Consider the following 26453-nt stretch of genomic DNA (forward strand, 5'->3'; position numbering starts at 1 on the left):
AGGCCCAGACTGAGGAGTGCTTGTGATGCGTCGTGCCGGAACCGGCGTCGTGATCTGGGTGACGGCGATCGCCGTCGGTCTGGGGCTCGGGGCACTCCCCGGCGCCCACGCCGCCGTCCCGTCGTCCGCCGTGGTCGCCGCCCAGGCCGCCGTCGACGCGTCCGCGCCCGCGACGGTCGACCGCAAGAAGAAGAAGGCCAAGCGCGACCACTACAACCCCAACCCGGGGCTGCGGTTCAACGAGCCCTACAGCCGGGGTGGCAATAAGGCGACCAACATCCGCCGCCACATCCTGCGCAGCATCGACAGCACCCGCAAGGGCGACGTCATCCAGATGGCCGCGTGGAACGTCCGCGGCCGGTCCTGGTCCAACGCGCTGATCCGCGCCCACAAGCGCGGCGTCGCCGTCCAGATCATCATGGACAAGGTCAACTGGAGCCGCGAGCACCCCAACCCCGAGGCCGCGGCCGTCGCCAAGGTCCTCAAGGGCAAGGAGAAGGCCCGCGCGGTCCAGAGCTGGCTGCGCCTGTGCGCCGGCTCCTGCCGCGGTGCGCGGGGCATCCCGCACTCGAAGTTCTACCTGTTCAGCCGGGTCCAGGACCGCAAGTACGTGACGATGTTCGGCTCGAACAACGCCACCGACGTCGCGGCCAAGGACCAGTGGAACGACCTCTACACCTGGGTCAACAACAAGACCATCTACGACACCTTCCAGCGGGTGTTCAACGAGATGCGGCTCGACAAGAACCAGGGCAGCAAGGGCTACGTCGCCGCGCAGTTCAGCCCCACCCAGAGCGTCTTCTTCTACCCCTACAAGGGCGCGGTCCCGAACCAGGTCGGTGACCCCGACATGGCGCGGCTCAACAAGATCAAGTGCACCGGCGCGACCGGTGGCGCGGGCTACAACGGCCGGACCAAGATCCGGATCATGCAGACCGCGATCCACGGCGACCGCGGTATCCGCCTGGCCCAGAAGCTCGTCCAGCTCAAGAAGGCCGGCTGCGACATCCGCATCGTCTACGCGCTCATGGGCAACAACGTCCACGACCTGCTCTCCAAGAACAAGGTCCAGAAGCTCCAGCTCGCCTACGACCGCGACCGCAACGGTGTCTACGACATCTACCTGCACCTCAAGTCGCTCGCCATCAGCGGCAACTACGACGGCAACACCGCCGCGCGCGTGGTCTACAACGGCAGCGCCAACTGGAGCTCGGTCCCGCTGGCCAGCGACGACGTCGTGGGCGAGTTCAAGGACGTCGCGATGACCAAGGCCTACATCGACTGGACCGACTTCCTCTACAAGCACCGCCCCGGCTCCTGGGGCCCGGTCAACCTGGCGCCGATCACCTCCTCGGTGGTCGAGGGCCGGATCGCGCCGGTCGACCCGTACGCGTTGATGAAGGAGAACGGCCTCTGACGGCCGCAGACGCCGGGGTCCTCGTCGACGGCGAGGGCATCCATCTCCCCGCCTCCTTCACGGGCTCCGGCGACGTCTACTTCGGCGAGCACCGCGGGTGGTCGTTCTCGGTCGACGCGCCGGGCAAGACGCTCGTGCCGTGGCCCAAGCGGCTGCGGGCGTTCCTGGTCGGCTGGTCCGACGTCCGCGTCGTGGCCGAGGAGCGCACGCTGTTCACCGGCCGGGTCGCCTTCACCGAGGACGACGCCGCGGTCGACATGCGCGACCGGCACGGCCTGCCGGTCATCGTCGACAAGTGGGGCCTGCTGCAGCGGCCCTTCGACACCCGGGGCGAGGGCCTGCTCGGTCTGCTCGCGGACGAGTCGCAGCGGATCATCGACGTCCTCGAGAACACCTGCGACGTCCGCTCCTGGATCTCGTTCGGCACGCTGCTGGGCGCCGCCCGCAGCGGCAAGGCGATCGGTCACGACTCCGACGTCGACCTGTGCTACCTCTCCGAGAAGGCCACCCCGGCCGAGATGCAGCGTGAGCTGTGGGACATCGCCCGCGCGCTGCGCGCCGAGGGGATGAGCCTGCAGATCCGGGCCGGCTGCTTCCTGACCGTGCAGGTTCCCACGCCCGACGGCGCGGGGGCGGGCATCGACGTCTACACGACGTTCTTCTTCGACGGGAACCTCTACGAGACCGCGACCGTGCGCACCCCGGTGCCGCGCGAGGCGCTGCTCCCGCTGAAGCCGATCGAGTTCGAGGGCCGGATGCTGCCGGCCCCGGCCGACCCCGCCAAGATCCTGGAGATCTCCTACGGGCCGAACTGGAAGGTGCCGGACCCGTCCTTCCAGCACCAGCCCGGACCCGAGATCGAGCAGCGCTTCGACGGCTGGTTCGGCAAGCTCTGGCGCCAGCGCCGCGAGTGGAACGCGTTCAACCGCACTGCCGCCAAGGCCGCGCCCGGACCGTCGGCGTTCGCCCAGGACGTGCTGCCCCGGCTGCCCGAGGGGGTCCGCGTCCTCGACGTGGGCGCCGGCACGGGCGCCGACGCGGCCTACTTCGCCCGCGCGGGCGTGCCGACCGTCGCGCTCGACTACGCCCTGCCGCGGCGCCGGATCTGGCCCGAGGCCGAGGGCCTGTCCCGCAACGAGGTCAACCTGTACGACGTCCGCGACGTGCTGACCCGCGCGGTGCTGCTCGCCCGGCACCGCGGGCCCCAGGTGGTCTACGCCCGCGGCCTGCTGGAGTCGCTGGCCCCCGACGGCCGCGAGCAGTTCTGGCAGCTCGTCGCGACCGCCCTGCGCCGCGGCGGCGAGGTCCACCTCGAGTCGCAGGCATGGTCGCGCCCGGCCCTGGCCGAGCGCACCGAGGCGCTGGGCGGCCGGTTCTGGCCGACCGGCCCCGCCGAGACCCGCCGGGCCGCCGAGGCGATCGGCGCCGAGGTGCGCGCCGAGTCCGGGGTGAGCGCGGCCGAGGCGGCCCTGACCGCCACCACCTCCGTGCCGCCGGCGACCTGGCGGATGACCATCCACGTCCCGCCCCGAGGGGGGAGCTCCGCATGACCCGCACCGTCTACCTGCACGTCGGCTCGCCGAAGTCGGGCACGACGTACCTCCAGCGCGTGCTCGACGGCAACCGCACGGTCCTCGCCGACCAGGGCGTGCTCGTCGTGGGACGCGACCAGGGCACCCGGGTGCAGGCCGCGCTCCAGGTCCGCGAGGACCCGCGCTGGGAGAAGCTCCCCGCCGACCGGCGCGACCAGTGGGGCCGCCTGGTCAAGGAGATCCGCGACTGGAGCGGTCCGAGCGCGATCTTGAGCTACGAGCTGTTCTCGGCCGCCTCGGCCGAGCAGGCCGCGCGCGCGATCGGCGACCTCGCCGGACTCGACGTCCACGTCGTCATCACCGCCCGCGACCTGGCCCGCTCGGTGCCCTCGGCCTGGCAGGAGCGGCTCAAGTTCGGCCTCACCACGCCTCTGGAGGACTGGAAGCCGCCCAAGGCCGAGGCGCCGCGCAGCGAGTGGGGCTGGCGCACCACCGACCCGACCAGCGTCGCCGAGCGCTGGGGAGCCGGCCTCGCGGCCGACCACGTGCACGTGGTCACGGTGCCGCGCAGCCCGGCCGACCCGACCGAGCTGTGGCGCCGGTTCGGGGCCGCCTGCGGCATCGCCGACGCCCCGGTCGACCTCGACCTGCCCCGCGTCAACGAGTCGCTGGGCGCCGTCGGCGCCGAGCTGCTGCGCCGGGTCAACGAGCGGCTCGGTGCGCCCCTCGACAACAGCCGCGAGAAGGCGCGCTGGCTGCGCGACACCCTGGCCCACCGGGTGATCGCCCCGCGCCAGGACCAGCCGCTGGCCATGACCGACCGCCAGTACGACGAGGCGCAGGCCCGCGCCGAGCAGGCGATCGCCACCCTCGCTGCCTCCGGGCACGTCGTCCACGGCGACCTCGACGACCTGCGCGCCACGCGGCCCTCCGGACGCCTGTCCGGCGAGGTGAGCGACGCCGAGGTGCTCGACGCCGCCCTCGACGCGCTGCGCGACCTGCTGCTGCTCTGGCGGGCTGACACGACCGGCGAGGCGGGGGAGGGGAGCGCCTCCGCAGGTGCGGCCACCGCCCCGGCCGGCGGCCGGCTGCGCCGGATCGCCCAGCGGGTCGCGGCTCCGGCCGTCGACCGCTCCGAGGAGCAGCTACGCCGCCGGATCACCGAGCTCGAGGCCGAGGTGGCCAAGAGCCGCGCGCTGCACCAGCGCGTCGCGATGCTCCAGGACGTCGTCACCGAGCTGCTGCTGCCCGCCGACCTCGCCGACGGCGACGTGACCGGCGCGGCCCTGCGCACCTACCGCGCGGACTCGCTGTGAGCGCCGCGGACCGGCTCCGCGGCCGGGCCGTCGCGGCCGCCGAGGTGACCGGCCTGCTGCGGGTCCGGCGTCAGCGCGCCCGGGTCGCGGAGGCCGAGGTTGCGGTGCGCGAGAACGCGCTTCTCGACGCCGAGCTGGCGCGCGTCGTACGGCAGATGGAGCAGGCGCTGGTGCCGCTCCTCGAGGCCCGCGCGCGCCGCTGACGAACTACACCGTTGTGGTTCAGCGGGGGCCGGAAACCCCCGTGAGAACTACACATTTGTAGTTCCTACGCGGGACTTGCCGTGGTGTCGATGTGACTGGTGTGATCCCTGTGCACCAGTGTTTCGAGACCCCACGGAGTGCTCTCATGTCTTTCCTCCGATCCGTCGCGCGGACGCCTCGTACGGCCGTCGTCGCGGTCGTCGCTGCCCTCGCCGTCAGCCTGCTCTGGCTGCCCGGGAACGGTGGTGGCGTCCGACTCGCTGCGGACACCCCCGGTACGCCCGGCACGCCGGGCACCGACCCGGTCTCGGCACCGCTGCGCATCGTCCAGGCCAACATCAAGTCGAACATGTCGACGGCCAAGACCAAGGCGGACATCGCCGCGGTCTACGCCCAGCGTCCCGACTTCGTCACCTTCAACGAGGTGACCTACCGGCCCGACTCGTGGCTGGCGCCCGCGGGCTACCAGCTGTGGCGCACCCCCGGTGCCTACACCGGCGAGACGCCGGTCGCCTGGAACACCGCGCGCTGGAATGTCGTCGCCCAGGGCACCTGGATGATCAGCAACAAGCTGCGCAAGCAGCCGAGCAAGGCCTTCGAGCTCGGCAAGCGCCACGCCAACTGGGTCTCGCTGCAGAGCAACATCGGTGAGCGCATCTCGATCGTCTCGGCCCACTTCGCGCCGCGCGCCGGCTACACCAAGGACCTCACGATCCCGTCGTTCCAGCGCCTCGGCCTGCTCGTCGACCAGCTCCGCGCGCACGGCCCGGTCCTCGTCGGTGGCGACCTCAACGTCAACTATCGCGCCGTCGCGGAGTACCCCCGCACCACGGTGACCGCCCTCGGCCTCACCCCCGTGTACGACGTCACGGGCACCGCGCTGCCCACCGGCATGTACCGCAACGCGACCATCGACTACGTGCTGCTCGCCTCGGCCGGCCAGTACACCGTCCGCAGCCAGTCCGTGCGCGTCACCAACTCCGACCACCGCCAGCTCACCGCCGACCTGGCCCTCACCGGCTCCAGCGCCTCGGCGTTCTCACCGGGCGTGGTGATGACCGACCCGCGCACCTCGCCGCGTGCGGTCACCAGCCTGATGGTGCGCTCGATCAACCTCGCGCCCAAGGGCGCCGTGGTCCACCTGGTCAGCCGCGACCTCAAGATGCCGGTCGTGGTCAAGGCGATCCAGCAGGCGCGCAAGCGCGGCGTCCACGTCCAGCTGCTCACCTCCGGCAAGAAGGTCACCACCGGCGAGCGCACGCTGATCAAGCTCCTGGGCACCAACGTCCGCAAGAAGTCCTGGGTCGCCCACCAGCGCAACTGGACCCGCTACCGCCTCCCGGCCGCCAGCTCGCTGGTCAGCGCCAGCGGCGGCACCCGGGCCCTGCGGATCGACTCGAACCGGCCCCTGGTCAAGGACACCCACAAGGTCGCGACCCGGGCCGTGGTGACCATCGACAAGACGAGCTACGACAACCTGTTCGTGCCGTTCTTCCAGGCGGCCGGCCGGCCGCTCTGAGGCACCGGTCTCGCGGTGGCTAGGGGCGCGCGCCCTTGGCCGCCGCGACGCCCTTCTTGACCGCTGCCGAGGCGACCTGCCCGGCGAGCGCGCCGGCCACCTTGAGCTGGTCGCCGACCTGCTGGGTGGCGGCGAGCGGGGCGAGGAGCTTGTCCGCGCGGGCGAGCAGCCCGTCGGCCTTGTCGACGACGCCGTCGAAGCCGGCGACCGACGTCTTGAACTCCTGCACGGCCGTGGTCAGCTCGGCCAGCACGGTGCCGAGCTGGTCGAGGGTGGCGTCGAGCCGGGCGGCGGTCGCGTCGAGGTCGTTCTGGCTGGTCATGGGCCCCAGGCTAGGTGCGTCGTGACGGCCGGGGGAGCACCCCGGCGACGTGCGATACGTCACGAGCTCAGGGGATCCAGGGCCCCTTACTCGCCGGTACAGTGCGCTGCGGTAGCACCAGCGAAAGGGAACCGATGCCGAAGCTCTGCCAGACCGAGGGACTCACCGAGGACCAGACCGAGATCCTGAAGGCCGTACGGACCTTCGTGGACGAGCAGATCATCCCGGTGGCGCAGGAGCTCGAGCACTCCGACACCTACCCCCAGGAGATCGTCGACGGGCTCAAGGAGCTCGGCGTGTTCGGCCTGACCATCCCCGAGGAGTTCGGCGGCCTGGGCGAGTCCCTGCTGACGTACGCCCTCGTGGTCGAGGAGATCGCCCGCGGCTGGATGAGCGTCTCCGGCGTCATCAACACCCACTTCATCGTGGCCTACCTGCTCATGCAGCACGGCACCGAGGAGCAGAAGCAGAAGTACCTCCCGCGGATGGCCACCGGCGAGGTCCGCGGCGCCTTCTCGATGTCCGAGCCCGGCCTGGGCTCCGACGTCTCGGCCGTCTCGACCAAGGCGACCAAGCAGGACGACGGCTCGTACTCCATCACCGGCCAGAAGATGTGGCTGACCAACGGTGCGTCGTCCACGCTGGTCGCGCTGCTCGTCAAGAGCGACGAGGGCGCCGAGAGCGTCTACAAGAACATGACCACCTTCCTCGTCGAGAAGGAGGCCGGCTTCGGTGAGACCGCCCAGGGCGTCACCGTGCCCGGCAAGATCGACAAGATGGGCTACAAGGGCGTCGAGACGACCGAGCTCATCCTCGAGGGCCACCGCATCGGCGCCGACCAGATCCTCGGCGGCGAGCCCGGCAAGGGCTTCTTCCAGATGATGGACGGCGTCGAGGTCGGCCGGGTCAACGTCGCCGCCCGCGCCTGCGGACTGGCCTGGCGCGGCTTCGAGCTCGGCGTGGCGTACGCCCAGCAGCGCAAGACCTTCGGCAAGCTCATCGCCGAGCACCAGGCCGTGCTCTTCCGGATCGCGGAGATGGCGACCAAGGTCGAGACCGCCCACAACATGATGGTGCGCGCCGCCCGCCTCAAGGACACCGGCAAGCGGATGGACGTCGAGGCCGGCATGGCCAAGATGGTCGCCTCCGAGTACGCCAACGAGGTCGTCGAGGACTCCTTCCGGATCCACGGCGGCTACGGGTACTCCAAGGAGTACGAGATCGAGCGGCTCATGCGCGAGGTGAAGTTCATGCTCATCGGCGAGGGCACCTCCGACATCCAGAAGATGATCATCGGGCGCTCGCTGCTCAAGGACTACGCGCTCAAGGGCTGACCTGGCCCGCCCGGCGCTGCGACGACCGGCGATCACCCTCGGGTGGTCGCCGGTCGTTTCGCGTTCGGCTCAGGCCTCGGTGGGGGCGGCGTGCTTGCCGGGGGTGGCGTCCTGCTCGCGGCGGCGACGGCGGGTGAGCAGGTCGTACCCGCCCAGGGCCAGGGCACCCAGGAAGCCGATGCCGACGCCGAGGTTGGCGATCGCCTTGCCGGGCCGGTCGTAGGTCAGCTCGAGGGTGCCCTCGGCGCCGCGGGGCAGGTCGAGGGTGACCAGGCCGGCCTTGTCGTGCTCGACCTCGATCTCCTTGCCGTCGAGGGTGGCGGTGTAGCCGGGCCACTCGAGGAGGGCGAAGGTGACCTGGCCGCCGCGGGGGGCGGAGAGCTTCACGGTCTCGGACAGGCCGTCGCGGTGCGCGCTGTCGACGCTGACGCCGGGGGAGGCCCAGCTGAGCTCGCTGTCGGGCCAGGGGAGGGCGTCGGTGCGGACCAGGACGATGCGGTCGCCGGTCTCGGCGTACCTCCAGTTGGGCGGCGGGGTGACGCCGACGGTCTGGGCGGGCTGGGCGACGACGGTCTGGAGCTTGAGGAGGTCGGCGAGCGGGGGCTGGTCCTGGCCCTTGGTGAGGGGCTTCCAGACGCGCTTGTAGCCGCAGGGGGTGGTGAAGCCCTCGTAGTGCATGCACAGGCGCTTCTCGAACGGCCGGAAGCCCATGCCGGTGTAGTTGTTGACCGACTCGACGCCGGCGACGTGGTACATGCTGCCGGGCAGGAAGTTCTTCCAGGCGCGGCGCAGCTTGCGGTCGTCGCCGGTCTGCTGGGCCTTCTTCTGCACCTTGCGGAGGTCGGCGAACTGCATCACCCGGCCGTCGAGGTCGCCGAAGCGCTTCTGGAGGGCCGCGACGTCGGTGGGGACGTGGTAGAGGCGGGCGCCGTCGTTCTCCTCGTAGACCTTGGCCTGGAGGCCGAGGGTGACCGCCGTCCCCCCGATCAGTACGACGGCCAGCAGCGAGGTCGCGCCCGCCCGGTAGTGGTGCACCAGCAGGGCCGCCGCGGTCAGGGCGGCGAGGACGAGGGCGCCGGCGAGCGTCGAGGCGAGCCAGGTCGGGTGCTGGGCCCAGGCCTGGAAGGACAGGGCGAGGACGACGGCGGCCGAGCCGGCCACGCGGGCGCGCCGGTGGTCGCGGGCCAGGCCCTTGCTGAGGACGATCGCGAGGGCGACGCCGAGGGCGAGGTAGAAGTACTCGATGAGGCGCAGCGGCCAGCGGAACAGCCACAGGTTCGAGGGGCCGAGCGTGAGGGCCAGGTAGAGGAGCCCGATCATGCCGAGGCCGGTCAGCTCGCGCCAGCGCTCGCGCACGACGCCGTAGCGGAGCCAGGGGAGCAGCGGCAGGATGAACCAGCAGAAGTAGGCGACCGGGACCTGGGTCGGCCCGGTGATCGAGATGATCGACGGGACGAAGGTCGGGTTGCTCATGCCGAGCAGGTCGCCGAGCTCGGGGCGCAGCTTGCCGTTGTTGCCGAAGACCGGGCCGTCCGAGCGCGCGGCGAGCTCGGAGGCGCGCAGCAGCGGGATGTAGATCAGGGGGAGCAGGGCGGCGACGAAGCCACCCGTCAGCACCAGCCGTACGGCGCCCGCCCGGTTGCGCGTGACCAGCCCCTCGATCACGAGCCCGAGGCCGACGACGACCACCGCGAGCGTGCCGTAGGGGTTGCCCTGGGTGACGCCGAGCGCACCGATGAGGAAGGCCCAGAACGGGTTCATCGCGCCGCGCAGGGTGCGCCGGAAGGCCCACCACACCCAGGGGGCGTAGGCGAACGCGGCGAGGCCGGCCGGCCAGGAGCCGGCGTCCCACCAGAGGGTGAAGCCGGAGAAGGGGAGCGCGATGGCGACCGCGGCGGCGGCCCACGGCTGGGCGTCGTACTCGCGGGCGACGAGGTAGGTGCCGAGGGCCAGCGCGACGAGGATCGCGATCTTGACCACGACGACGGCGAACAGCAGGTCGCCGGCGCCGGAGACGAAGAGCCAGATCAGCAGGTTGATCGGGTTCCAGATGCCGAAGAGCGCCTCGGCGGCGAAGTTGCCGCCCGCGAACGAGCTCGGGTCGAGGCCGATCGGCAGGCCGCTGTCGCGCACCGTCTGGCCGAGGTACCACCAGGTGGGGGCGAACTGGGCCGCGGAGTCGCCGCGCAGGTAGACCTCGCGGCTCCCGAGGAGGGGCAGCAGGCCGTAGAGGCCCGTCACCACGACGACTGCGAGGGGCCAGGTCAGCCGTTTGATCACGCGCGATCCTCGTTCAGGTTGATGAACTGCTCGTGCTCCTGGCCGAGCAGGACGGCGACCGGGGTCCGGTCGGGGCCGTCGCTGCTCTCCTTGAGCAGGAAGTGGGGGCGTTGCTTGGTCTCGAGGTAGATCCGGCCGAGGTACTCGCCGATCACGCCGAGCAGGATCATCTGGACGCCGCCGAAGCCGACGACGGTGCAGATGGTCGTGACGTAGCCGGGGGCCTGGTTGCCGTTGATGATCGCGTCGCCGAGCACCCACAGGGCGTAGACGAAGGCGACGAGCGAGATGAACGCGCCGAAGTAGATCGCCAGCCGCAGCGGCCGGGAGTTGAAGGAGACGACGCCGTCGATGCCGTAGTTGACCAGGCTGCGCATGCTCCACTTGGTCTCACCGCCGGCCCGGGCGACGTTCTCGTAGTCGACCACGGCGGTCTCGAAGCCGATCCACGAGAACAGGCCCTTGGAGAACCGGTTGTACTCGCCCACGGCGAGCAGCGCCCGGACCGCGCGGCGGCTGAGCACCCGGAAGTCGCCGGCGCCGTCCTCGAGGGTGACGTCGATGAGCCGGTTGAAGACCCGGTAGTAGGCCTTGGAGAAGAGCGTGCGCAGCGGCTTGTCACCGGTGCGGGTACGCCGCGCGATCACCTGGTCGTTGCCGGCCGCGAGCAGCGGCAGCATCTGGGCGAGCAGTGCGGGCGGGTGCTGGAGGTCGGCGTCGAGGATCGCCACGGCGTCGCCCTTGGCCTGGCTGAGCCCGGCCAGCATCGCCGACTCCTTGCCGAAGTTGCGGCTCAGCGCGAGGTAGCGGAAGCGCTCGTCCTCGGCGTTGATCGCGCGCAGCCGCTCGAGGGTGCGGTCGCTGCTCCCGTCGTCCACGAGGAGCACCTCGAACGAGGCGGCGATCCCGGGCAGCACGTCCTGGAGGACGGCGACCATCGAGTCGACCACGGCCTCTTCGTTGTAGCAGGGGACGACGACGGAGAGCATCCCGGTAAAAGTCTTGCTCGAATCCGCCACGGCCTGCACCCTATCGGGTATTCATGGGCACATGACTCGCCGCGCGCTCGGGCGCCCGAACGACCCGCGCCCGCGCGTCGTCTTCGTGGTTCTCTCCATCCACGGCCGCAGCGGCGTCTCACGCGCGGTCACCAACATCGCGGGCGCCCTCGCGGCGACCCACCGCGTCGAGATCATCAGCGTGTACGACGGCGGCTCGCGCGCCTTTGCGATCGACCCCCGCATCGAGGTCACCTACGTGGTCCCGGTCGGCTTCCGCCAGCTCGACACCCTGCCGTGGCGGAGCCGGCGCCAGGCCCACCGGCGCAGCCGGTTCCTCGAGGAGAAGTACTACTCGGCGCTCACCGACGCCGGGCTGAGCGCCGCCCTCGGGCGCTACGGCCCCGGGGACGTCGTGATCACCGCGCGTCCCTCGCTCCACCGGTTCGCCGCCGAGGTGCTCGCCCCGGAGGTGACGCTGGTCGGCTGGGACCACCTCAACTTTCCCGCGCGCAAGCGCCCGGGCGGCGGGCTCAAGGCGATCCGCCAGGCGATGCCGCGGATGGCGGCGTTCGTCGTCCTCACCGAGGCCGACCGGCGCGACTACGCCCGCAAGCACCCCGAGGCGCGGATCGTGGTGATCCGCAACGCGATCCCGTGGTCGGCGCCCGCCGAGCGCGCCGCGCGGGACACCCGGACGGTGGTCGCCGCGGGGCGGCTCGCGCCGGTCAAGGGCTTCGACCGGCTCATCGACGCCTGGGCGGTGCTGGCGCCCGAGGCGCCCGACTGGCGGTGCCGGATCCTGGGCATGGGTCCGCTGCACGACGAGCTCCAGGACCAGATCGTCCGGTTGGGCCTGACCACGATCGAGCTGGCCGGCAACTCCGACGACATGCCCGGCGAGTTGCGCGGGGCCGAGGTCTTCGCGATGTCCTCGCACCACGAGGGGCTGCCGATGACGATCATCGAGGCGCTCAGCCAGGGCACGCCCGTGGTGAGCTTCGACTGCCCGCGCGGTCCCGGCGAGCTGGTGACCGAGACCAACGGCCGGCTGGTGCCCGACGGCGACGTCCCGGCGCTGACCGCGGCGCTGCGCGAGCTGATGGGCAGCAAGGAGCTGCGCGACCGGCTCGGGACGCAGGCCCTGCAGGACTCCCGGCAGTACGACATCGATCACGTGGCGGAGGTCTGGCGGAGGCTCCTGGCCGACCTGGCAGGATGACCGCCCATGAGCAAGACGAACCCGGGCAACTTCTTCGAGGACTTCACGGTCGGCCAGGTCATCCGCCACGCCACGCCGCGCACGGTGACCGAGGGGGACCGGGCCGTCTACGGGTCGCTCTACCCGACGCGCTTCGCGGTGCCGTCGTCGGCGGCCTTCGCCGCGGCGGTCGGGCTCGACCTGCACCCGGTCGAGGAGCTCATCGCCTTCCACATCGCCTTCGGCAAGACCGTCCCGGACGTCTCGCTCAACGCGGTCGCCAACCTCGGGTACGCCGAGTGCCGGTTCCACCTGCCCGTCGTCCCCGGTGACACGCTGAGCACGACGTCCGAGGTGATCGGCCTCAAGCAGAACTCCAACGGCAAGAGCGGCGTCGTCTACGTCCGCTCCACCGCGACCAACCAGCGCGGCGAGGTCGTCCTCGACTGGGCCCGCTGGGTGATGGTCCACAAGCGCGACGCCGACGCGCCCGCGCCCGAGCCCGTGCTCCCGGAGCTGGCGCCCGCCGTGGCCGCCGCCGACCTGGTGGTCCCCGCCGGCCTGGACTTCACCGGCTACGACTTCGCGGCGGCCGGCGAGCCGCACCGCTTCGACGACTACGCGGTGGGCGAGAAGATCGACCACGTCGACGGCGTCACCCTGACCGAGTCCGAGCACCAGCAGGCCACCCGGCTGTGGCAGAACACCGCCAAGGTGCACTTCAACGTCGAGGCCCGTCCCGACGGCAACCGGCTCGTCTACGGCGGTCACGTGATCTCGCTGGCCCGCGCGCTGTCGTTCAACGGCCTGGCCAACGCCCAGCTCGTCGCCGCGATCAACGCCGGCGCCCACACCGCGCCCGCGTTCGCCGGCGACACCGTCTACGCCTGGTCCGAGGTGCTCGACAAGGCCGAGACGTCCGCGCCCGGGGTCGGTGCGCTGCGCCTGCGCCTGGTCGCCACCAAGGGCCGCGACGAGTCCATGACGCTGCGCGGCGACGACGGCAAGTACGCCGCCGGGGTGCTGCTCGACCTCGACTACTGGGTGCTCGTGCCGCGCTGATGGCCGTGCTCCGCCGGGTCCCGTTCACCATCGGCGTCGCCGCCCTGATCCTCGGGCTGGCGATCGCCACCGGGACCCTGTGGTCACCGCTGGAGTCGAAGGACTGGTTCGCCGACGTGGCCTACGGGCCGCAGGCGCTCGCCGACCACCGCTGGTGGACGTTCGCGACCGGGGCGCTGTTCGCGCTCGCGCCGTGGCAGTACCCGGTGGTGATCGGCTTCTTCGTGCTGCTCTCGGGGCTCGCCGAGTGGCGCCTGGGCACCAAGGTCGCCGCGGTCTGCGTCGTGCTCGGCCAGCTGGTCGGCGTGGTCGGCGGCTGCGCGCTCGTGCTGCTGCTCGCCGAGACCGGCTGGGGCTGGGCGGTGCGGATCTCCGACGACCTCGACCTGGGCTTCAGCGCGGGTGGCATGTGCGCCGCGATGATCGCCAGCGCCGGGCTGCGCCGCCGCTGGCGCGGCCGGGTCCGGCTCGCGCTCGTCGGCTACACGCTCACGTCGCTGACCTTCCTCGGCTTCCTGTACGACGTCGAGCACCTCGTCGCCGTGGTCGTCGGCCTGGTCGCGGGCCCGTGGGTGGTGGGCCGGCGCCCGACGCCGCTGCGCACGGTGCTGCAGGCGACGTTCACCCGGCGCGACCTGCGGCTGATCGCGGCCGGCTTCTTCTGGTGGAGCGCCGCGCTGACGCTGATCGCCCAGGTGGTCGACCGCGAGGGGCCGTTCGGGCAGATCGGCGGTGACCCGGAGTCGTGGTGGTGGGTGCTCGTGCAGGTCGCCGCGGACCTCGTCGTCGCCCAGGGGCTGGTCCGCGGGCGTCGTACCTGGTGGTGGGTGGCGGCGGTGATCACCGCGCTGAGCGTGGTGCTGGTCCTCGTCTCGGCCGGCTTCGTGCTGGCCGGCGAGCTCGACAACAGCGGACTGCTCTGGTTGAGCCTCGTGCTCGACGGGCTCGGTCTCGTCGTCCTGCTCTGGGGCCGTCGCGCCTTCCGCAACCCCGGCCGCCGTGGCCTGCGCAAGGCCGGTCCCCAGAGCATCGGGGCGCTGGCCACCGACGCCCACCGGGCCCGGGCGCGGGCCCTGCTCGCCGACCACGGCTCCGGCAACCGGCTCGCCTGGATGACCACCTGGCCGCAGAACTCCTGGTGGTTCGGCCCCGAGGACGGTGCGGTGGCCTACCGGCTGACGTCGGGCGTCGCGATCGGGCTGTGCGACCCCATCGCCGGCGAGCGGCACCCGCACGAGGTTGCCGACGCGTTCGTCGCCGCGGCCCGCGACGGCGGGACGACGCCGTGCCTGTTCAGCGCGAGCCCGGTCCTCGCCGACTGGGCCCGGGAGCGCGGCTGGCTCGCGGTCCAGGTGGCCGAGGAGGCGATCGTCGACCTGGCCGGCCTGGAGTTCCGCGGGAAGAAGTGGCAGGACGTGCGCTCGGCGTTCAACCAGGCCGAGAAGCAGGGCATCGAGGTGCGCCTGCACCGGCTCGCCGAGGCGCCGCGCAGCATCCGGGTCCAGGTCGCCGCGATCTGCGACGAGTGGGTCCACGACAAGAAGCTGCCCGAGATGGGCTTCACCCTCGGCGGGCTCGAGGAGGCGAAGGATCCCGACGTGTGGATCGCCATCGCCGTCGACCAGGACATGACCGTGCACGGCGTGACCAGCTGGATGCCGATCCACGGCGCCAACGGCCAGGTCGAGGGCTGGACCCTCGACCTCATGCGCCGGCTGCCGGGCGGCTTCCGCTACGCGATGGAGCTGCTCATCGCGGGCTCGTGCCAGATCTTCCGCGACGACGGCTACGCGCTCGTCTCGCTCTCCGGCGCGCCCCTGGCCCACGCCCGGGGCGGCGGCGAGGACGAGCGCGGCGTCGTCGACACGATGCTCGACCGGCTCGGCGAGGTGCTCGAGCCCTACTACGGCTTCCGCTCGCTCCAGGCGTTCAAGGCGAAGTTCCAGCCCCGCTACGAGCCGCTCTACCTCCTCGTCGAGGACGAGGCGGTGCTGCCGCTGGCCGGGGTCGCCATCGGGCGCGCCTACCTCGCCGACGCGACCCTGGGCCAGCTGCTCTCGCTGACCGTCAAGGGCTGACCCGGACGTCCTTGATCGCGTAGGTCACCTCGTCGTCGACCGCGTTGGCGATCCGGTCGAGCTGCACCGAGGTCGGGTGGTCCTGGCCGTCGGGCCAGTCCACCTGGACCTTGGCGGCGTCGGGGTCGTTGGCCATGGCGATCACGTCGTTGATGGTCAGCCGGGTGAACTCCGGCGCGGACTGACCCTTGCGCGGCCCACCGGCGATGACGGCCTCGGTGACCGCGCCGTCGGCCACGGTGACCTCGACGGTGCCGACCTGCGGGCAGTAGCAGAGCACCCGGAGCCGATAGACGTAGTCGGCCGGGGCGAACGTGGGGTAGCGCCCGGTACTGCTCGGGCTCTCGCTCGGGCCGGTACTGGTCGGCGCGCTGGTGGGCGCCTCCGAGGCCGGGTCGGCGGCCCGGCCGTCGTTCTCGTTGCTGCACGCGGCCAGGGCGAGCAGCAGCGGGGGGAGGACGGCGAGCAGGCGGAGACGCGACGACATGGCTCTCATGATGCCTGGGACGTCGTGGCGGCCCGGCGCGTTCCCCCCACTCTCGGGAGAAAACTGAAACACGTTGCATTCCGAGCGTGACCCGGGTCACAGCGGCGTCGTTGAGCAACTGAGGTCCCCGGGACCGGGACCTTGCTGTGCTCCCGATGCGAGAGGTCCGCATGCCCATGAGTCTGCGCACACGCCGGTATCTCGGTGTGACCGTCCTGGTGCTCGCGCTGAGCGCCTGCGGATCCCAGCTCGACCCGAGCACCGTGGCCAAGGTCGACGGCTCCGGCGGTTCCGGCGGCGGGTCGGGAGCGGTCGGTGCGCCGGTCTCCGGCGACGGCGGCGGCACCGCGGGTGACCCCGCGGCGGGCGGCTCCGGGGGCGGCACGTCCGGCGACGCCCCCGGTACGCCGGGCGGCGGCTCCGGCGGCAGCGGCGGCTCCGGCGGCGGCACGGCCGGCTCCCCGTCGTCCGGCAAGGGCGGCGCCTCCGGCGGCGTCAAGGCCGGCTCGTGCGACGGGTTCAAGAACCAGAAGGGGATCACCGACAAGACGATCACCCTGGCCAACGTCGCGGACCTGTCCGGCCCGGTGCCCGGCATCTTCGAGGCCTCGCAGCAGGCGGCCCGCGCGTACGTCGAGTACTTCAACTCCCAGGGCACGATCTGCGGGCGCAAGCTCGAGCTGCTCAACCTCGACAGCCGGGCCGACGCTGGCGCCGACCAGCAGGCGTACACCAAGGCCTGCGACCAGGCGTTCGCCGCGATCGGCTCGATGGGCGCCTTCGACTCCGGCGGCGCGGGCGTGGCCCAGTCGTGCGGGCTCCCCGACATCCGGGCGGCGAGCACCACGCCCGAGCGGGCCGCGTGCGGCACCTGCTTCGGCGTCTACTCGATCCGGCCCAACCTGATCGCCGACTCCGGTCCCAAGTGGCTCGCCAAGCAGTACCCCAGCGCGGTCAAGAGCGTCGGCGTCCTCTACATCAACGGTGGCGCGGCCCCGGTCAACGCCAAGAGCCAGGCCGCGGCCTGGGGCAAGATGGGCTGGTCGATCAAGTACACCCAGGGCATCGACGTGGCGGAGTTCAACTTCGCGCCCTACGTCCAGCAGCTCAAGGACAAGGGCATCAAGATGGTGGTCTACACCGGTCCCTACCAGAACACGGTCAAGCTGCAGCAGGCCATGCAGCAGCAGGGCTACAAGCCCGACGTGTTCCTGCAGGACCCGACGATCTACGACCAGCGCTACATCCAGCAGGCGGGTCCGCTGGCCGAGGGCACGATCGTCTACTCGACCACCGACCTGTTCGAGAACAAGAACAACGCCGAGGTCCAGCTCTACCTCTCCTGGCTGCAGCAGGTGAAGCCCGGCGCGATCCCCAACTTCTACGGCCTGTTCGCCTGGTCGGCCGCGCGGCTCTTCGTCGAGCAGGCGGTCGCGCTCGGCGGCAAGCTCAGCCGCGCCTCGCTCGTGGCGGCGGTCAAGAAGGTCACCGCCTGGACCGGCAACGGCGCGCACACCGCCATGCGGGTCGGCACGGCGCAGACGCCGCCGTGCCAGAAGATCATCCAGTACAAGGGTGGTCGCTGGCAGCAGATATCTCCCGGCGCCTGGCTGTGCGGTGGCGTCGTCAACTCCGGTGTGGGGGGCTGACGCCATGAGAGGACACCAGAACCGCTGGCGCCGTACGGCGGGCGTGGCGGTGGTGCTGCTGGCACTGACCGCGTGCGGGTCGCAGCTCGACCCCCAGACCGTCGCCAAGGTCAACGACCAGGGCGGTACGACGGGCGTCAACGGGGACACCGGCGTCGACGGCGGGTCCGGCGGCACCGGTGGGACCGGTGACCCGGGCACCGACGGTGGCGCGAGCGGCGGGGACGCGGGCACCGGCGGCTCCGGCGGCAGCGGGGGCTCCGGCGGCAGCGGTGGCGGCGGCACGGGCGGGTCGGGCGGCGGCGGCACTGGGGGGTCGCCGACGTCCGGGAACGGCTCGGCCTCGGGCGGCGTCAAGGCCGGCTCGTGCACCGGCTTCAAGAACCAGACCGGCATCACCGACAAGACGATCACCCTGGCCAACGTCGCCGACATCTCCGGCCCGGTGCCGGGCATCTTCGAGTCGGCGCAGCAGGCGACCCGTGCCTACATCGAGTACTTCAACTCCCAGGGGAGCATCTGCGGGCGCAAGCTCGAGTTGATGAACCTCGACAGCCGGGCCGACGCGGGCGCGGACCAGCAGGGCTACGTCAAGGCGTGCGGCGCGGCGTTCGCGACGGTCGGCTCGATGTCGGCGTTCGACTCCGGTGGTGCTGCCACCGCGCAGGGCTGCGGTCTCCCGGACCTGCGCTCGGTGACGGTCAACCCGGAGCGCCAGGCGTGCAAGACCTGCTTCGCGGCGTACTCGATCCGGACCAACCTGATCTCCGACCCGGCCGCGAAGTGGCTCGCTCAGAAGTACCCCAGCGCGGTCAAGAACGCCGCGGTGCTCTACATCAACGCGGGCGCGGCGCCGGTCAACTCCAAGAGCCTCGCGGCCGGCTTCGAGAAGGGCGCCGGCTGGAAGGTCAACTACATCCAGGGCATCGACGTCGCGGAGTTCAACTTCGCGCCCTACGTCCAGCAGATGAAGGACAACGGGATCAAGGCCGTCACCTACCAGGGGCCCTACCAGAACACGGTCAAGCTCCAGCAGGCCATGCAGCAGCAGGGCTTCAAGCCGGACTTCTTCCTGCAGGACCCGACGATCTACGACAAGCGCTACATCGACCAGGCGGGCGGGCTCGCCGACGGCGTCTTCATCTACTCCGCCAACGACCTGTTCGAGAACACCAAGAACGCCGAGATCCAGCTCTACCTCTCCTGGTTGCAGCAGGTGAAGCCGGGCGCGACGCCCAACTACTACGGGCTCTACGCCTGGTCGGCGGCCCGGCTCTTCGTCGAGCGGGCGATCGCGCTCGGCGGCAAGCTCACCCGGGCCTCGCTCGTCGACGCGGTACGCCGTACGTCCTCCTGGACTGGCAACGGCGCGCACACGGCGATGAACCTCGGCACCGCCAGCACCCCGCCGTGCCAGAAGGTCATCCAGTACAAGAGCGGGCGCTGGCAGCAGGTCTCGCCGGGCTCCTACATGTGCGGCAAGGTCGTCAACACCGGGATCGGCGGATAGGCGGTCGTCATGGGATCTCTCTTCGCCTTCGTGCTGCTGGGCCTCTTCACCGGCGCGGCCTACGCGATCATGGCCAGCGGCCTGGTGCTCACCTACACCACGACGCGGGTCTTCAACATCGCCCACGGGGCGTTCGGCATGCTCCTGGCGTTCGTCTTCTGGGACTTCACCCAGCGCCAGGGCGTGCCCACCTGGCTCGCACTCGTCCTCGTCCTCGGCGTCGTGGCGCCCGCGATCGGCTGGTTCATCCAGCGCTTCGTCACCCGCGGGCTGGGGGAGGGGCCGGTCTCGGTGGCGCTCGTCGTCACCGTCGGCCTCCTGGTCGGCCTGATCGGCCTCGCGCAGCAGCTGTGGCCCCCGGAGCCGCGGGTGCTGCTGCCGTTCTACTCCGGCACCGGCTGGAAGATCGGCGACACCTACATCACCGCCCACCAGCTGATCACGCTGGTCTGCGCGATCGGCGTCGCGGTCGGCCTCTACCTGCTGCTCAACCGGACCCGGATCGGCACCGCCATGCGGGCCTCGGTCGACAACCCCGAGCTGCTCAAGCTGTTCGGCGGCAAGCCCGACCGGGTGGCCGCGCTCTCGTGGGCGATCGGCATCTCGCTCGCCGCGCTCGGCGGCATCCTGCTCACGCCGGTCGTGCTGCTCGACTACTACGCGCTGACGCTGCTCGTCATCAACGCCTACGCCGCGGCGATGCTCGGCCGGCTCAAGAGCCTGCCGATGACCTTCGCCGGCGCCATGGCGCTGGGCATCCTCGAGTCGCTCGCGGTCGGCTACCTGCCGACCGACGGCTTCCTCAGCTCGTTCCGCCCGGTGATCCCGGCGCTCTTCCTGTTCGCGATCGTCGTGCTCATGCCCCAGGCGCAGCTGCGGATCGGCCAGGTCAAGGGCATCGTCACCGCCCCGGTGCCGACGATGCGCAAGTCGATCGGCTCGGGCGCGGTGCTGCTCGCGGTGGCGTTCGTGCTCCTCAACGTCGTCGCGCCCAACCAGGTGCTGCTCATCGGTGTCGCGGCGACGTACGCGATGGTGATGCTCTCGCTGGTCCTGCTCACCGGGTACGGCGGCCACGTCTCCCTCGCGCAGTTCACGTTCGCCGGCGTCGGTGCGCTGACCTACGCCAAGCTCGACGAGCCCAACCTGTTCGGCCTCGCGATGGCCGCGCTGGTCGCGGCTGGCGTCGGAGCCCTGGTCGCGCTGCCGGTGCTGCGGCTGACCGGGCTCTACCTCGCGCTGTCGACGATGGCGTTCGCGGTGCTCATGGACAAGGTCGTCTTCAACGCCGACTTCGCCTTCAAGTTCAACGGCACGCTCGCCGCCGAGCGGCTCTCGATCCTCGGCGTGCAGATCGGCAAGGACACCTCCTACGTGTGGTTCATGGTCCTGGCCTTCGTGCTCCTGGCGCTCGGCCTGCTCCTGCTGCGTCGCGGCGCGCTCGGCCGGCTGCTCGTCGCCATGCGCGACAGCCCGTCGGCCTGCGGCACGCTCGGCCTCGACATGCGCTGGTTCCGGGTCGGCCTGTTCGCGCTGTCGGCCGGCATCGCCGGTCTCGCGGGCGGTCTGTTCGCCGGACTGCGCGGCACGGTCGGCGCGGCGGACTTCCTCTACTTCCAGTCGCTGCTCGTGCTGCTGCTCGCGGTGGTCTTCGGCGCCACCTCGGTCACCGGCGCCCTGCTCGGCGGTACGGCGCTCATGCTGCTGCCCGAGCTCCAGGCCTCGCAGCCGCAGGCGGCCGGCCTGCTGTTCGTGGTCATCGGCTTCGGCGCGGTGCTGCTCGGCCGCGACCCCAACGGCATCGCGAACCACGTCTTCAAGGTGGGCCGCTGGACCCGGGACCGGGTGGCACCCGGCCTCGACGAACGGCTCCAAGCGCTGCTGCCCCGCGGCGGCAGGGCCGGTGCCGGCGGCGAGGACGGCTCGGTCGACGTACCGCTGGTGGACGTGTCGGGTGTCGAGCCCGACCCGCGCGTGATCGAGAAGGTGGTCTGAGCCATGGCGCTGCTCGAGGTCGACGACGTCGTCGTCCGGTTCGGCGGGGTGACCGCCGTCAACCGGGCCACCTTCACCGCGGACCGCGGCCTGATCACCGGCCTGATCGGCCCCAACGGCGCGGGCAAGACGACCTGCTTCAACGTCATCACCGGACTCCAGCGCCCCACCAAGGGCAAGATCCGCTACCGCGAGCGCGATGTCACCGGCTGGCCCGTGCACAAGCGGGCCCGGCACGGGATCGGCCGCACCTTCCAGCGGCTCGAGGCGTTCGGCTCGCTCAGCGTGCGCGACAACGTCCGTGTCGCGCACGAGATCCACGGCGGCCCGCTGGCCTGGTTCGGGCGCGCGGGCACCAACGTCGAGGCGCTGCTCGACCGGGTCGGCATCCGCGACTACGCCGACGAGCGCGCCGACTCGATCCCGACCGGCACCGCCCGGCTGCTCGAGCTCGCCCGCTGCCTGGCGAGCGACCCGAAGCTCCTGCTCCTCGACGAGCCCTCGTCGGGCCTGGACGAGACCGAGACCGACGCCTTCGGCGAGCTGCTCGTCGAGCTGGCCGCCGAGGGCTGCGCGGTGCTCATGGTCGAGCACGACATGGACCTGGTGATGAACGTGTGCCACGAGATCCACGTCCTCGACTTCGGCGAGATCATCGCCTCCGGAGCCCCGGCCGCGATCCGGTCCGACCCCCAGGTGCAGCGCGCCTACCTGGGCTACTCCGAGCAGGACTCCGAGACCAGCGTGATCGAGGCGGTGACGTCATGAGCGTGCCCATCCTGGAGGTCCTCGACCTGCACGCGGCGTACGGCCGGATCGAGGTGCTGCGCGGCGTCGACCTCGCAGTGCCCCGCGGTGCGGTGATGGCGCTGCTCGGCCCCAACGGCGCCGGCAAGTCCACCCTGGTCAAGGTGATCAGCGGCCAGAAGGAGGCGACGTCCGGCGACATCCACCTGGCCGGCGTCCACGTCCGCAAGGCACGCTCCGACGAGCTCGCCCGGGTCGGCCTCTGCACGATCCCCGAGGGCCGCTCGGTGTTCCCCAACCTCACGGTCGAGGAGAACCTCACCCTGATGTCCTACGCCGGTGTCCCCGCAGGAGCGATCCTCGAGACCGCCTACAGCTACTTCCCGCGGCTCCACGAGCGGCGCCACCAGCTCGCCGGCACCATGTCCGGCGGCGAGCAGCAGATGCTCGCCATGTCGCGGGCCCTCGCCTCCGACCCGGCGCTGCTGCTGCTCGACGAGCTGTCGATGGGCCTCGCGCCGCTGATCGTCGACGAGCTCTACGAGACCGTCGCCCGGATCGCCGAGTCCGGGGTGTCCATCCTCTGCATCGAGCAGTTCGCCCGCACCGCGCTGCGGGTCTCGGACTACGCCGCCGTGATGAGCGGCGGTCGCATCGTGGCCACCGGAGAGCCGGGGGAGATCCTCGACACGATGGCCGACGTCATCCTGGGGGGAGCAGCATGAGCAGCAGGTTCCGACAAGGGCGTAGCTGGACGCTCGCCGCCGTCGCGAGCGGTGTCTCGCGCCGGCCTGGCAAGGCGGCGGAGCGACGGCATGCTGGATCGCACGACGAGCGACGCCAACGCTGCCAGGGCGGATGCGAGGCGCCGCGCAGCAGGCGGGGAGCGTCCAGGTACGCCCTCCTCGTCGCCGGGGGCATCGTCGCCTCGATGGTGCCGATGGCCGCCGGCCCCGGTGTCGCACCGGCCGCGGCCACCACCGCCGCCGCGCCGGCGTACGGCGGCTTCTCGACGACCGCGTGGTCCGCCCCGATCCGGGTGGAGGTCTACGAGCCCAGCCTGCCGATCCCGGCGAGCCCGCAGGTCGAGTTCGAGATGGGCTACAGCAAGGTCAAGGCGGACTCCGGCCAGTCGACCGGACGGGCCAGCCTGTTCTGGCCCGGCGACCCGGTGGGCGAGGGTCTCAAGACCTTCGCCGAGCAGCTCGGGCTGCCGTCGACGCCGCTCACCGAGAACGGCTACCCGGTCCAGGTCAACTCGCAGTTCCCGGGTGACACCCCGACCCAGAGCGACGAGAAGATCCCCGGCACGATCATGCGGACCACCTCGGGCGACAAGACCGCCACGGCCGAGACGGGCTTCTCGCCCGACGGCGCGGTGCTCGGTCCCGACGCCGACGGCGACGGCAAGGCGCCCGCCGGCGGCAACCCGCTGACCAACCTGCTCGACCAGCTCAGCGGAGCGCTCACCGGCGGCCTCGCGGGCACCAAGAAGACCGCCGCGCCGGGGCTCCCGCCCCAGCTCGCCGCGATCGTCGACGTCGACGGCTACGTGTCCAGCAGCAAGATGTCCGCGACCGAGAGCCCGGTCACCGGCGCCTCCCGCTCGACGCTCGGCGAGATCCGGCTGCTGGGCGGGCTGATCACGCTCGGCGGCGTCGAGTCGGTCGCCAAGGTGAGCTCGGACGGCACCAAGGGCAAGGCCACCGGCAAGGCGACCTGGGGCAAGATGGCGATCGCGGGCCAGGAGTTCTCCATCGGCCCCGACGGCGTCACCGCCATGGGCAAGACCACCCCGATCCCCGGCCTCAACAAGCTGCCGGTCGCGGCGCTGGAGAAGCTCGGCGTGAAGTTCGAGATCCCCGAGCCGGTCCGCAAGGTCGAGGGCGACGCCGCGACGAGCCTGTCCGAGGGCCTCAAGATCACCATCGACACCAAGATCCTCTCGCCGGTGCTCAAGGCGATCCCGGCCAACATCCTGGCCCAGCTCATCCCGGCCCAGGCCGGTCCCCTCAAGGGCGTCGTGTCGGGCCTGTCCGGGCTCGCGCCCAAGGTCGTCATCACCCTCGGCGTGGCCTCGGCCACCGTCGACACGGTGCCGCCGATCGCGAGCGTGCCGACGCCCGGCACCGGCACCCCGCCCGCCACCGGTACGCCGCCCGCGGCCTCCGGCGGCAAGCCCGCCGCCGGCTCGGTCGGCGTCCCGCCCGCCGCGGGCCCGGCCCCCGTCGGCGGCGCCCCCACCGGCGGCGCGCCGGTCGGCGACCTGCCCGCCGCGGCCCCGGCCAGCGCCGGACTGCCCGCGCTGTTCTCGATCCCCGGGATGCTCCTGGTCGGCGCGTTCGTCCTCGCCGCCTTCGCCGGCAGCTGGTTCCGCCGGCTCGGCGTCCTCGCCCTCGGCGGCGGTGCCGCCTGCGCCCACGGCCTCGACAGCGGCCTCCCCGACCTCCGAAAGGCATGACCATGACCGCAAGCAGCCTCCCGCGCGTCGGCGAAGCGTCCTCCCGTTCCGGCGTCGCGCCGCTCAAGGACAACTACTACGCCCTGCTCCAGGTGGTGCTCTTCTGGGCGGGCGCGATCATGCTGCCGCTCGGCATCGTGGTCATCATCCTCGGCTGGTACGGCGCCGCGAACACGCCCTACCAGTGGGACCAGCTGTCCTACGTCGTCTCCGGCGGCATGCTCGGCCTCGGTCTGACGTTCGTCGGCGGCTTCCTCTACTTCGGCGCCTGGCTGGCCCGGATCGCCGCCGACGGCCGGGAGTCGTCCAAGCGCCTGGCCGACACGCTGCTCGTGCTCGCCGAGGTCACCGCCACCAACGCGCGCACCGACGAGCAGGGCCTCGACGTGGGTGCGATCCCCGTCGTCGCCGGCGGCGGTACGACGATGCACCGGCGCGACTGCGCCCTCATCGCGCACCGCGACGACCTCACCCCCGTGGGCGAGGACAACGCCCACCTCACGACGTGCCGCGTCTGCCGGCCTACCGCTCGGCGCTGAGCTCCTCGGTCGTCGCCGGCTCGGGCCGGCCGGCGCTGAACCAGCGTGCCAGCGGCAGCAGGGCCAGCACGAGCACCATCGGCACCACGAAGCCGTAGCGCAGCTCGTCCTTGCCCACCACGCCGGTGAGCACCGCGCCGAGCAGTCCTCCGACGTAGTTGAACTGGTTGAACCGGGCGATCACCGCGTCCACCCGTTCGACCGAGCCGCCGGCGATCCGCGCGGCGGCGGAGAAGCTCAGCGGCGCGACCACCGAGATGCCGGCGCCGGTGAGCGTGAAGCCGAGCACGGCCACGCCCCAGGTCGGCGCGGCGGTGACCACGACGAGACCGGCGCACGCGACGACCGCGCCGATGCGCAGGACCGGCGTGGCGCCGTACCGGAGGACGAGGCGGTCGCCCGCCATCCGCACCGCGAGGCTGGCGACCAGGTAGGGGAGCGTGGCCAGGGCGACGAACCGCGAGGGCGCGTCGACGACCTCGTCGAGGTAGACCGCGCCCCAGGTCTGGGCGGCGGTGTCGACCATGTAGAACACGACCATCCCGAGCCCGACCATCAGGATCGGGCGCCACGGCACCGCGATCTCGGTGGCGCCCGCGGCGGTCGCCGACGGTGCCCCGGCCGCGCGCGGCAGGAAGGCCGCGCCGGCCACCAGCAGCGGCAGCACGGCGATCCCCGCGGTCCAGGCCAGGTCGACGTCCGCGGTCGCGAGGGTGACCGCCGCGCCGATCAGGCCGCCGAACGTCCACGCGCCGTGGAAGCTCGGCAGGATCGGGCGCCCGTAGCGCAGCTCGAGCGCCACCGCCTGCATGTTGGTGGTGGCGTCGACCATGCCGAGCCCGACGCCGTAGACCGCGACCCCGGCGAGGTACGCCGCCCAGGCCGGCGCCGCGAGCATCAGCCCCGCGCCGACCGCGACGAGCACCAGCCCGGCGCGCAGCACCGACGCGCTGGCCGTGCGCGCCGCGAGCTTCTCGGCGACGACCGAGCCCGCGCCCGCCAGCAGCACGATGCCGAGCAGCACGCCGGAGATGCCGAGCTCGGAGAGGTCCCAGCGGTCCTTGATCTCCGGCAGCCGTGTGGTGAGGCCGATGAAGACGAAGCCCTGGGTGGCGAACGCGGCCGCGATCGCCAGGCGGTGACGGGACAGGGGCATGCCCGGATCCTGCCACCGCGACGACCTCGCTGGCAGGATGTCCGCATGGCCGATTCCGCCTTTCTCGTCCGGCACGGGGCGACCGAGTGGAGTGTCTCGGGACGGCACACCTCGACCACCGACCTGCCGCTGCTCCCCGAGGGCGAGGAGGTCGCCCGCGGGCTGCCCGCACGGCTCGCCGGGCCGTCTTACTCGCTCGTGCTGACCAGCCCCCTCGAGCGCGCCCGCCGCACGGCCGAGCTCGCCGGCTTCCCCGACGCCGAGGTCGACGACGACCTGCTCGAGTGGGGCTACGGCGACTACGAGGGCCGCACCACCCCCGAGATCCGCGAGGAGGTGCCCGGCTGGACCGTGTGGACCCACCCCTGCCCCGGCGGCGAGAGCGCCGACCAGGTCGCCGCGCGCTGCGACCGCGTGGTCGCCCGGATCCGAGCCGCGCAGGCCACCGGACCGGTGCTGGTGTTCGCGCACGGGCACGTGCTGCGCGCCCTCGCCGCGCGCTGGCTGGGGCAGCCGGTGGCCGAGGGCCGGCTCTTCCGGCTCGACACCGCGACCGTCTCGACGCTCGGCCACGAGCGCGAGACGCCCGTCCTGGTCCGGTGGAACGCCTGATGCTTGACGAACGCGTCATCGCGCAGGACGGTGT

Annotated in this window: 22 protein-coding genes; 17 read left to right on the forward strand and 5 right to left on the reverse strand. The window is 71.9% G+C overall.

Annotation, left to right across the window (positions count from 1 at the left end; genetic code table 11):
* The first annotated feature begins 25 nt into the window (after positions 1-25).
* The 5 genes from M0M48_RS03715 to M0M48_RS03735 all read left to right on the forward strand — a co-directional run bounded on the left by M0M48_RS03715 (position 26) and on the right by M0M48_RS03735 (position 5988).
* A complete protein-coding gene (locus M0M48_RS03715; protein WP_257750117.1) occupies positions 26-1417 on the forward strand; it encodes a phospholipase D-like domain-containing protein in 1392 nt (463 codons plus the stop codon).
* A 134-nt stretch (positions 1418-1551) separates the two neighbouring features.
* Entirely contained in the window at positions 1552-2967 is a 1416-nt protein-coding gene (locus M0M48_RS03720) for a class I SAM-dependent methyltransferase (protein WP_257750118.1), read from the forward strand.
* Complete coding sequence (locus M0M48_RS03725) at positions 2964-4265, forward strand: DUF6752 domain-containing protein (protein WP_257750119.1); 1302 nt, start codon at positions 2964-2966, stop codon at positions 4263-4265. The genes M0M48_RS03720 and M0M48_RS03725 overlap by 4 nt, the downstream gene beginning before the upstream one ends.
* A complete protein-coding gene (locus M0M48_RS03730) occupies positions 4262-4468 on the forward strand; it encodes a hypothetical protein (RefSeq protein ID WP_257750120.1) in 207 nt (68 codons plus the stop codon). Before M0M48_RS03725 ends, M0M48_RS03730 begins: the two co-directional genes overlap by 4 nt.
* A gap of 146 nt (positions 4469-4614) precedes the next feature.
* Positions 4615-5988: an endonuclease/exonuclease/phosphatase family protein gene (locus M0M48_RS03735; RefSeq protein WP_257750121.1), complete on the forward strand. Its 1374-nt coding sequence runs from the start codon at positions 4615-4617 to the stop codon at positions 5986-5988.
* A 19-nt stretch (positions 5989-6007) separates the two neighbouring features.
* Here the strand turns inward: M0M48_RS03735 and M0M48_RS03740 are convergent, their stop codons facing one another.
* Positions 6008-6310 carry a hypothetical protein gene (locus M0M48_RS03740; protein ID WP_257750122.1) on the reverse strand — a complete coding sequence of 101 codons (303 nt, stop codon included), beginning with the start codon at positions 6308-6310 and terminating at the stop codon, positions 6008-6010.
* 134 nt (positions 6311-6444) lie between these two features.
* On the opposite strand from M0M48_RS03740, the gene M0M48_RS03745 reads away from it, so the two are divergent.
* Entirely contained in the window at positions 6445-7644 is a 1200-nt protein-coding gene (locus M0M48_RS03745; protein ID WP_215816292.1) for an acyl-CoA dehydrogenase family protein, read from the forward strand.
* Between the two features lie 69 nt (positions 7645-7713).
* Here M0M48_RS03745 and M0M48_RS03750 read toward each other — a convergent pair whose 3' ends face one another.
* The gene (locus M0M48_RS03750) at positions 7714-9924 is read right to left on the reverse strand and encodes a hypothetical protein (RefSeq protein WP_257750123.1); all 2211 of its coding nucleotides are present in this window, start codon (positions 9922-9924) and stop codon (positions 7714-7716) included.
* Entirely contained in the window at positions 9921-10913 is a 993-nt protein-coding gene (locus M0M48_RS03755) for a glycosyltransferase family 2 protein (RefSeq protein WP_215816641.1), read from the reverse strand. The genes M0M48_RS03750 and M0M48_RS03755 overlap by 4 nt, the downstream gene beginning before the upstream one ends.
* A gap of 61 nt (positions 10914-10974) precedes the next feature.
* Between M0M48_RS03755 and M0M48_RS03760 the strand changes: the two genes are divergently transcribed.
* The 3 genes from M0M48_RS03760 to M0M48_RS03770 are packed head-to-tail and all read left to right on the forward strand — an operon-like array spanning position 10975 to position 15263.
* On the forward strand, positions 10975-12144 hold the full coding sequence (locus M0M48_RS03760; RefSeq protein WP_257750124.1) for a glycosyltransferase: 1170 nt from the start codon (positions 10975-10977) through the stop codon (positions 12142-12144).
* A gap of 6 nt (positions 12145-12150) precedes the next feature.
* On the forward strand, positions 12151-13185 hold the full coding sequence (locus M0M48_RS03765) for a MaoC family dehydratase (protein ID WP_257750125.1): 1035 nt from the start codon (positions 12151-12153) through the stop codon (positions 13183-13185).
* The gene (locus M0M48_RS03770) at positions 13185-15263 is read left to right on the forward strand and encodes a bifunctional lysylphosphatidylglycerol flippase/synthetase MprF (RefSeq protein ID WP_257750126.1); all 2079 of its coding nucleotides are present in this window, start codon (positions 13185-13187) and stop codon (positions 15261-15263) included. The genes M0M48_RS03765 and M0M48_RS03770 overlap by 1 nt, the downstream gene beginning before the upstream one ends.
* On the opposite strand, the gene M0M48_RS03775 is transcribed toward M0M48_RS03770, so the two are convergent.
* Positions 15253-15750: a DUF6174 domain-containing protein gene (locus M0M48_RS03775; RefSeq protein WP_257750127.1), complete on the reverse strand. Its 498-nt coding sequence runs from the start codon at positions 15748-15750 to the stop codon at positions 15253-15255. The two genes, M0M48_RS03770 and M0M48_RS03775, sit on opposite strands and share 11 nt — an antisense overlap.
* 176 nt (positions 15751-15926) lie before the next feature.
* On the opposite strand from M0M48_RS03775, the gene M0M48_RS03780 reads away from it, so the two are divergent.
* The 7 genes from M0M48_RS03780 (at position 15927) to M0M48_RS03810 (ending at position 24651) form a co-directional block, all read left to right on the forward strand.
* The gene (locus M0M48_RS03780) at positions 15927-17399 is read left to right on the forward strand and encodes an ABC transporter substrate-binding protein (RefSeq protein ID WP_257750128.1); all 1473 of its coding nucleotides are present in this window, start codon (positions 15927-15929) and stop codon (positions 17397-17399) included.
* 4 nt (positions 17400-17403) lie between these two features.
* Entirely contained in the window at positions 17404-18909 is a 1506-nt protein-coding gene (locus M0M48_RS03785) for an ABC transporter substrate-binding protein (protein WP_257750129.1), read from the forward strand.
* Positions 18910-18918: 9 nt separating this feature from the next.
* Positions 18919-20904, forward strand: coding sequence for a branched-chain amino acid ABC transporter permease (locus M0M48_RS03790; RefSeq protein WP_257750130.1), 1986 nt, complete (start codon positions 18919-18921; stop codon positions 20902-20904).
* A gap of 3 nt (positions 20905-20907) precedes the next feature.
* Positions 20908-21672, forward strand: a complete 765-nt coding sequence (locus tag M0M48_RS03795) for an ABC transporter ATP-binding protein (RefSeq protein ID WP_257750131.1) — start codon at positions 20908-20910, stop codon at positions 21670-21672.
* A complete protein-coding gene (locus tag M0M48_RS03800) occupies positions 21669-22376 on the forward strand; it encodes an ABC transporter ATP-binding protein (protein WP_215816282.1) in 708 nt (235 codons plus the stop codon). The genes M0M48_RS03795 and M0M48_RS03800 overlap by 4 nt, the downstream gene beginning before the upstream one ends.
* Positions 22377-22582: 206 nt before the next feature.
* Positions 22583-24112 (forward strand): choice-of-anchor P family protein, encoded by a 1530-nt coding sequence (locus M0M48_RS03805; RefSeq protein WP_257750132.1) that lies wholly within the window; start codon positions 22583-22585, stop codon positions 24110-24112.
* Between the two features lie 2 nt (positions 24113-24114).
* Positions 24115-24651, forward strand: a complete 537-nt coding sequence (locus tag M0M48_RS03810) for a hypothetical protein (protein WP_215816280.1) — start codon at positions 24115-24117, stop codon at positions 24649-24651.
* On the opposite strand, the gene M0M48_RS03815 is transcribed toward M0M48_RS03810, so the two are convergent.
* The gene (locus tag M0M48_RS03815) at positions 24635-25861 is read right to left on the reverse strand and encodes an MFS transporter (RefSeq protein ID WP_374587335.1); all 1227 of its coding nucleotides are present in this window, start codon (positions 25859-25861) and stop codon (positions 24635-24637) included. The genes M0M48_RS03810 and M0M48_RS03815 overlap by 17 nt on opposite strands.
* On the opposite strand from M0M48_RS03815, the gene M0M48_RS03820 reads away from it, so the two are divergent.
* Positions 25853-26419, forward strand: coding sequence for a histidine phosphatase family protein (locus tag M0M48_RS03820; protein WP_215816278.1), 567 nt, complete (start codon positions 25853-25855; stop codon positions 26417-26419). The genes M0M48_RS03815 and M0M48_RS03820 overlap by 9 nt on opposite strands.
* Positions 26420-26453 lie beyond the last annotated feature (34 nt).

The organism is Pimelobacter simplex (genome assembly GCF_024662235.1).
Classification (GTDB): Bacteria; Actinomycetota; Actinomycetes; order Propionibacteriales; family Nocardioidaceae; genus Nocardioides.

Coding starts and splice junctions, on each gene's coding strand:
- M0M48_RS03715 (WP_257750117.1), top strand. CDS start 26: ATGCGTCGTGCCGGAACCGGCGTCGTGATCTGGGTGACGGCGATCGCC.
- M0M48_RS03725 (WP_257750119.1), top strand. CDS start 2,964: ATGACCCGCACCGTCTACCTGCACGTCGGCTCGCCGAAGTCGGGCACG.
- M0M48_RS03735 (WP_257750121.1), top strand. CDS start 4,615: ATGTCTTTCCTCCGATCCGTCGCGCGGACGCCTCGTACGGCCGTCGTC.
- M0M48_RS03740 (WP_257750122.1), bottom strand. CDS start 6,310: ATGACCAGCCAGAACGACCTCGACGCGACCGCCGCCCGGCTCGACGCC.
- M0M48_RS03745 (WP_215816292.1), top strand. CDS start 6,445: ATGCCGAAGCTCTGCCAGACCGAGGGACTCACCGAGGACCAGACCGAG.
- M0M48_RS03755 (WP_215816641.1), bottom strand. CDS start 10,913: ATGCTCTCCGTCGTCGTCCCCTGCTACAACGAAGAGGCCGTGGTCGAC.
- M0M48_RS03760 (WP_257750124.1), top strand. CDS start 10,975: ATGACTCGCCGCGCGCTCGGGCGCCCGAACGACCCGCGCCCGCGCGTC.
- M0M48_RS03765 (WP_257750125.1), top strand. CDS start 12,151: ATGAGCAAGACGAACCCGGGCAACTTCTTCGAGGACTTCACGGTCGGC.
- M0M48_RS03770 (WP_257750126.1), top strand. CDS start 13,185: ATGGCCGTGCTCCGCCGGGTCCCGTTCACCATCGGCGTCGCCGCCCTG.
- M0M48_RS03775 (WP_257750127.1), bottom strand. CDS start 15,750: ATGTCGTCGCGTCTCCGCCTGCTCGCCGTCCTCCCCCCGCTGCTGCTC.
- M0M48_RS03780 (WP_257750128.1), top strand. CDS start 15,927: ATGAGTCTGCGCACACGCCGGTATCTCGGTGTGACCGTCCTGGTGCTC.
- M0M48_RS03785 (WP_257750129.1), top strand. CDS start 17,404: ATGAGAGGACACCAGAACCGCTGGCGCCGTACGGCGGGCGTGGCGGTG.
- M0M48_RS03790 (WP_257750130.1), top strand. CDS start 18,919: ATGGGATCTCTCTTCGCCTTCGTGCTGCTGGGCCTCTTCACCGGCGCG.
- M0M48_RS03795 (WP_257750131.1), top strand. CDS start 20,908: ATGGCGCTGCTCGAGGTCGACGACGTCGTCGTCCGGTTCGGCGGGGTG.
- M0M48_RS03800 (WP_215816282.1), top strand. CDS start 21,669: ATGAGCGTGCCCATCCTGGAGGTCCTCGACCTGCACGCGGCGTACGGC.
- M0M48_RS03805 (WP_257750132.1), top strand. CDS start 22,583: ATGGTGCCGATGGCCGCCGGCCCCGGTGTCGCACCGGCCGCGGCCACC.
- M0M48_RS03810 (WP_215816280.1), top strand. CDS start 24,115: ATGACCGCAAGCAGCCTCCCGCGCGTCGGCGAAGCGTCCTCCCGTTCC.
- M0M48_RS03820 (WP_215816278.1), top strand. CDS start 25,853: ATGGCCGATTCCGCCTTTCTCGTCCGGCACGGGGCGACCGAGTGGAGT.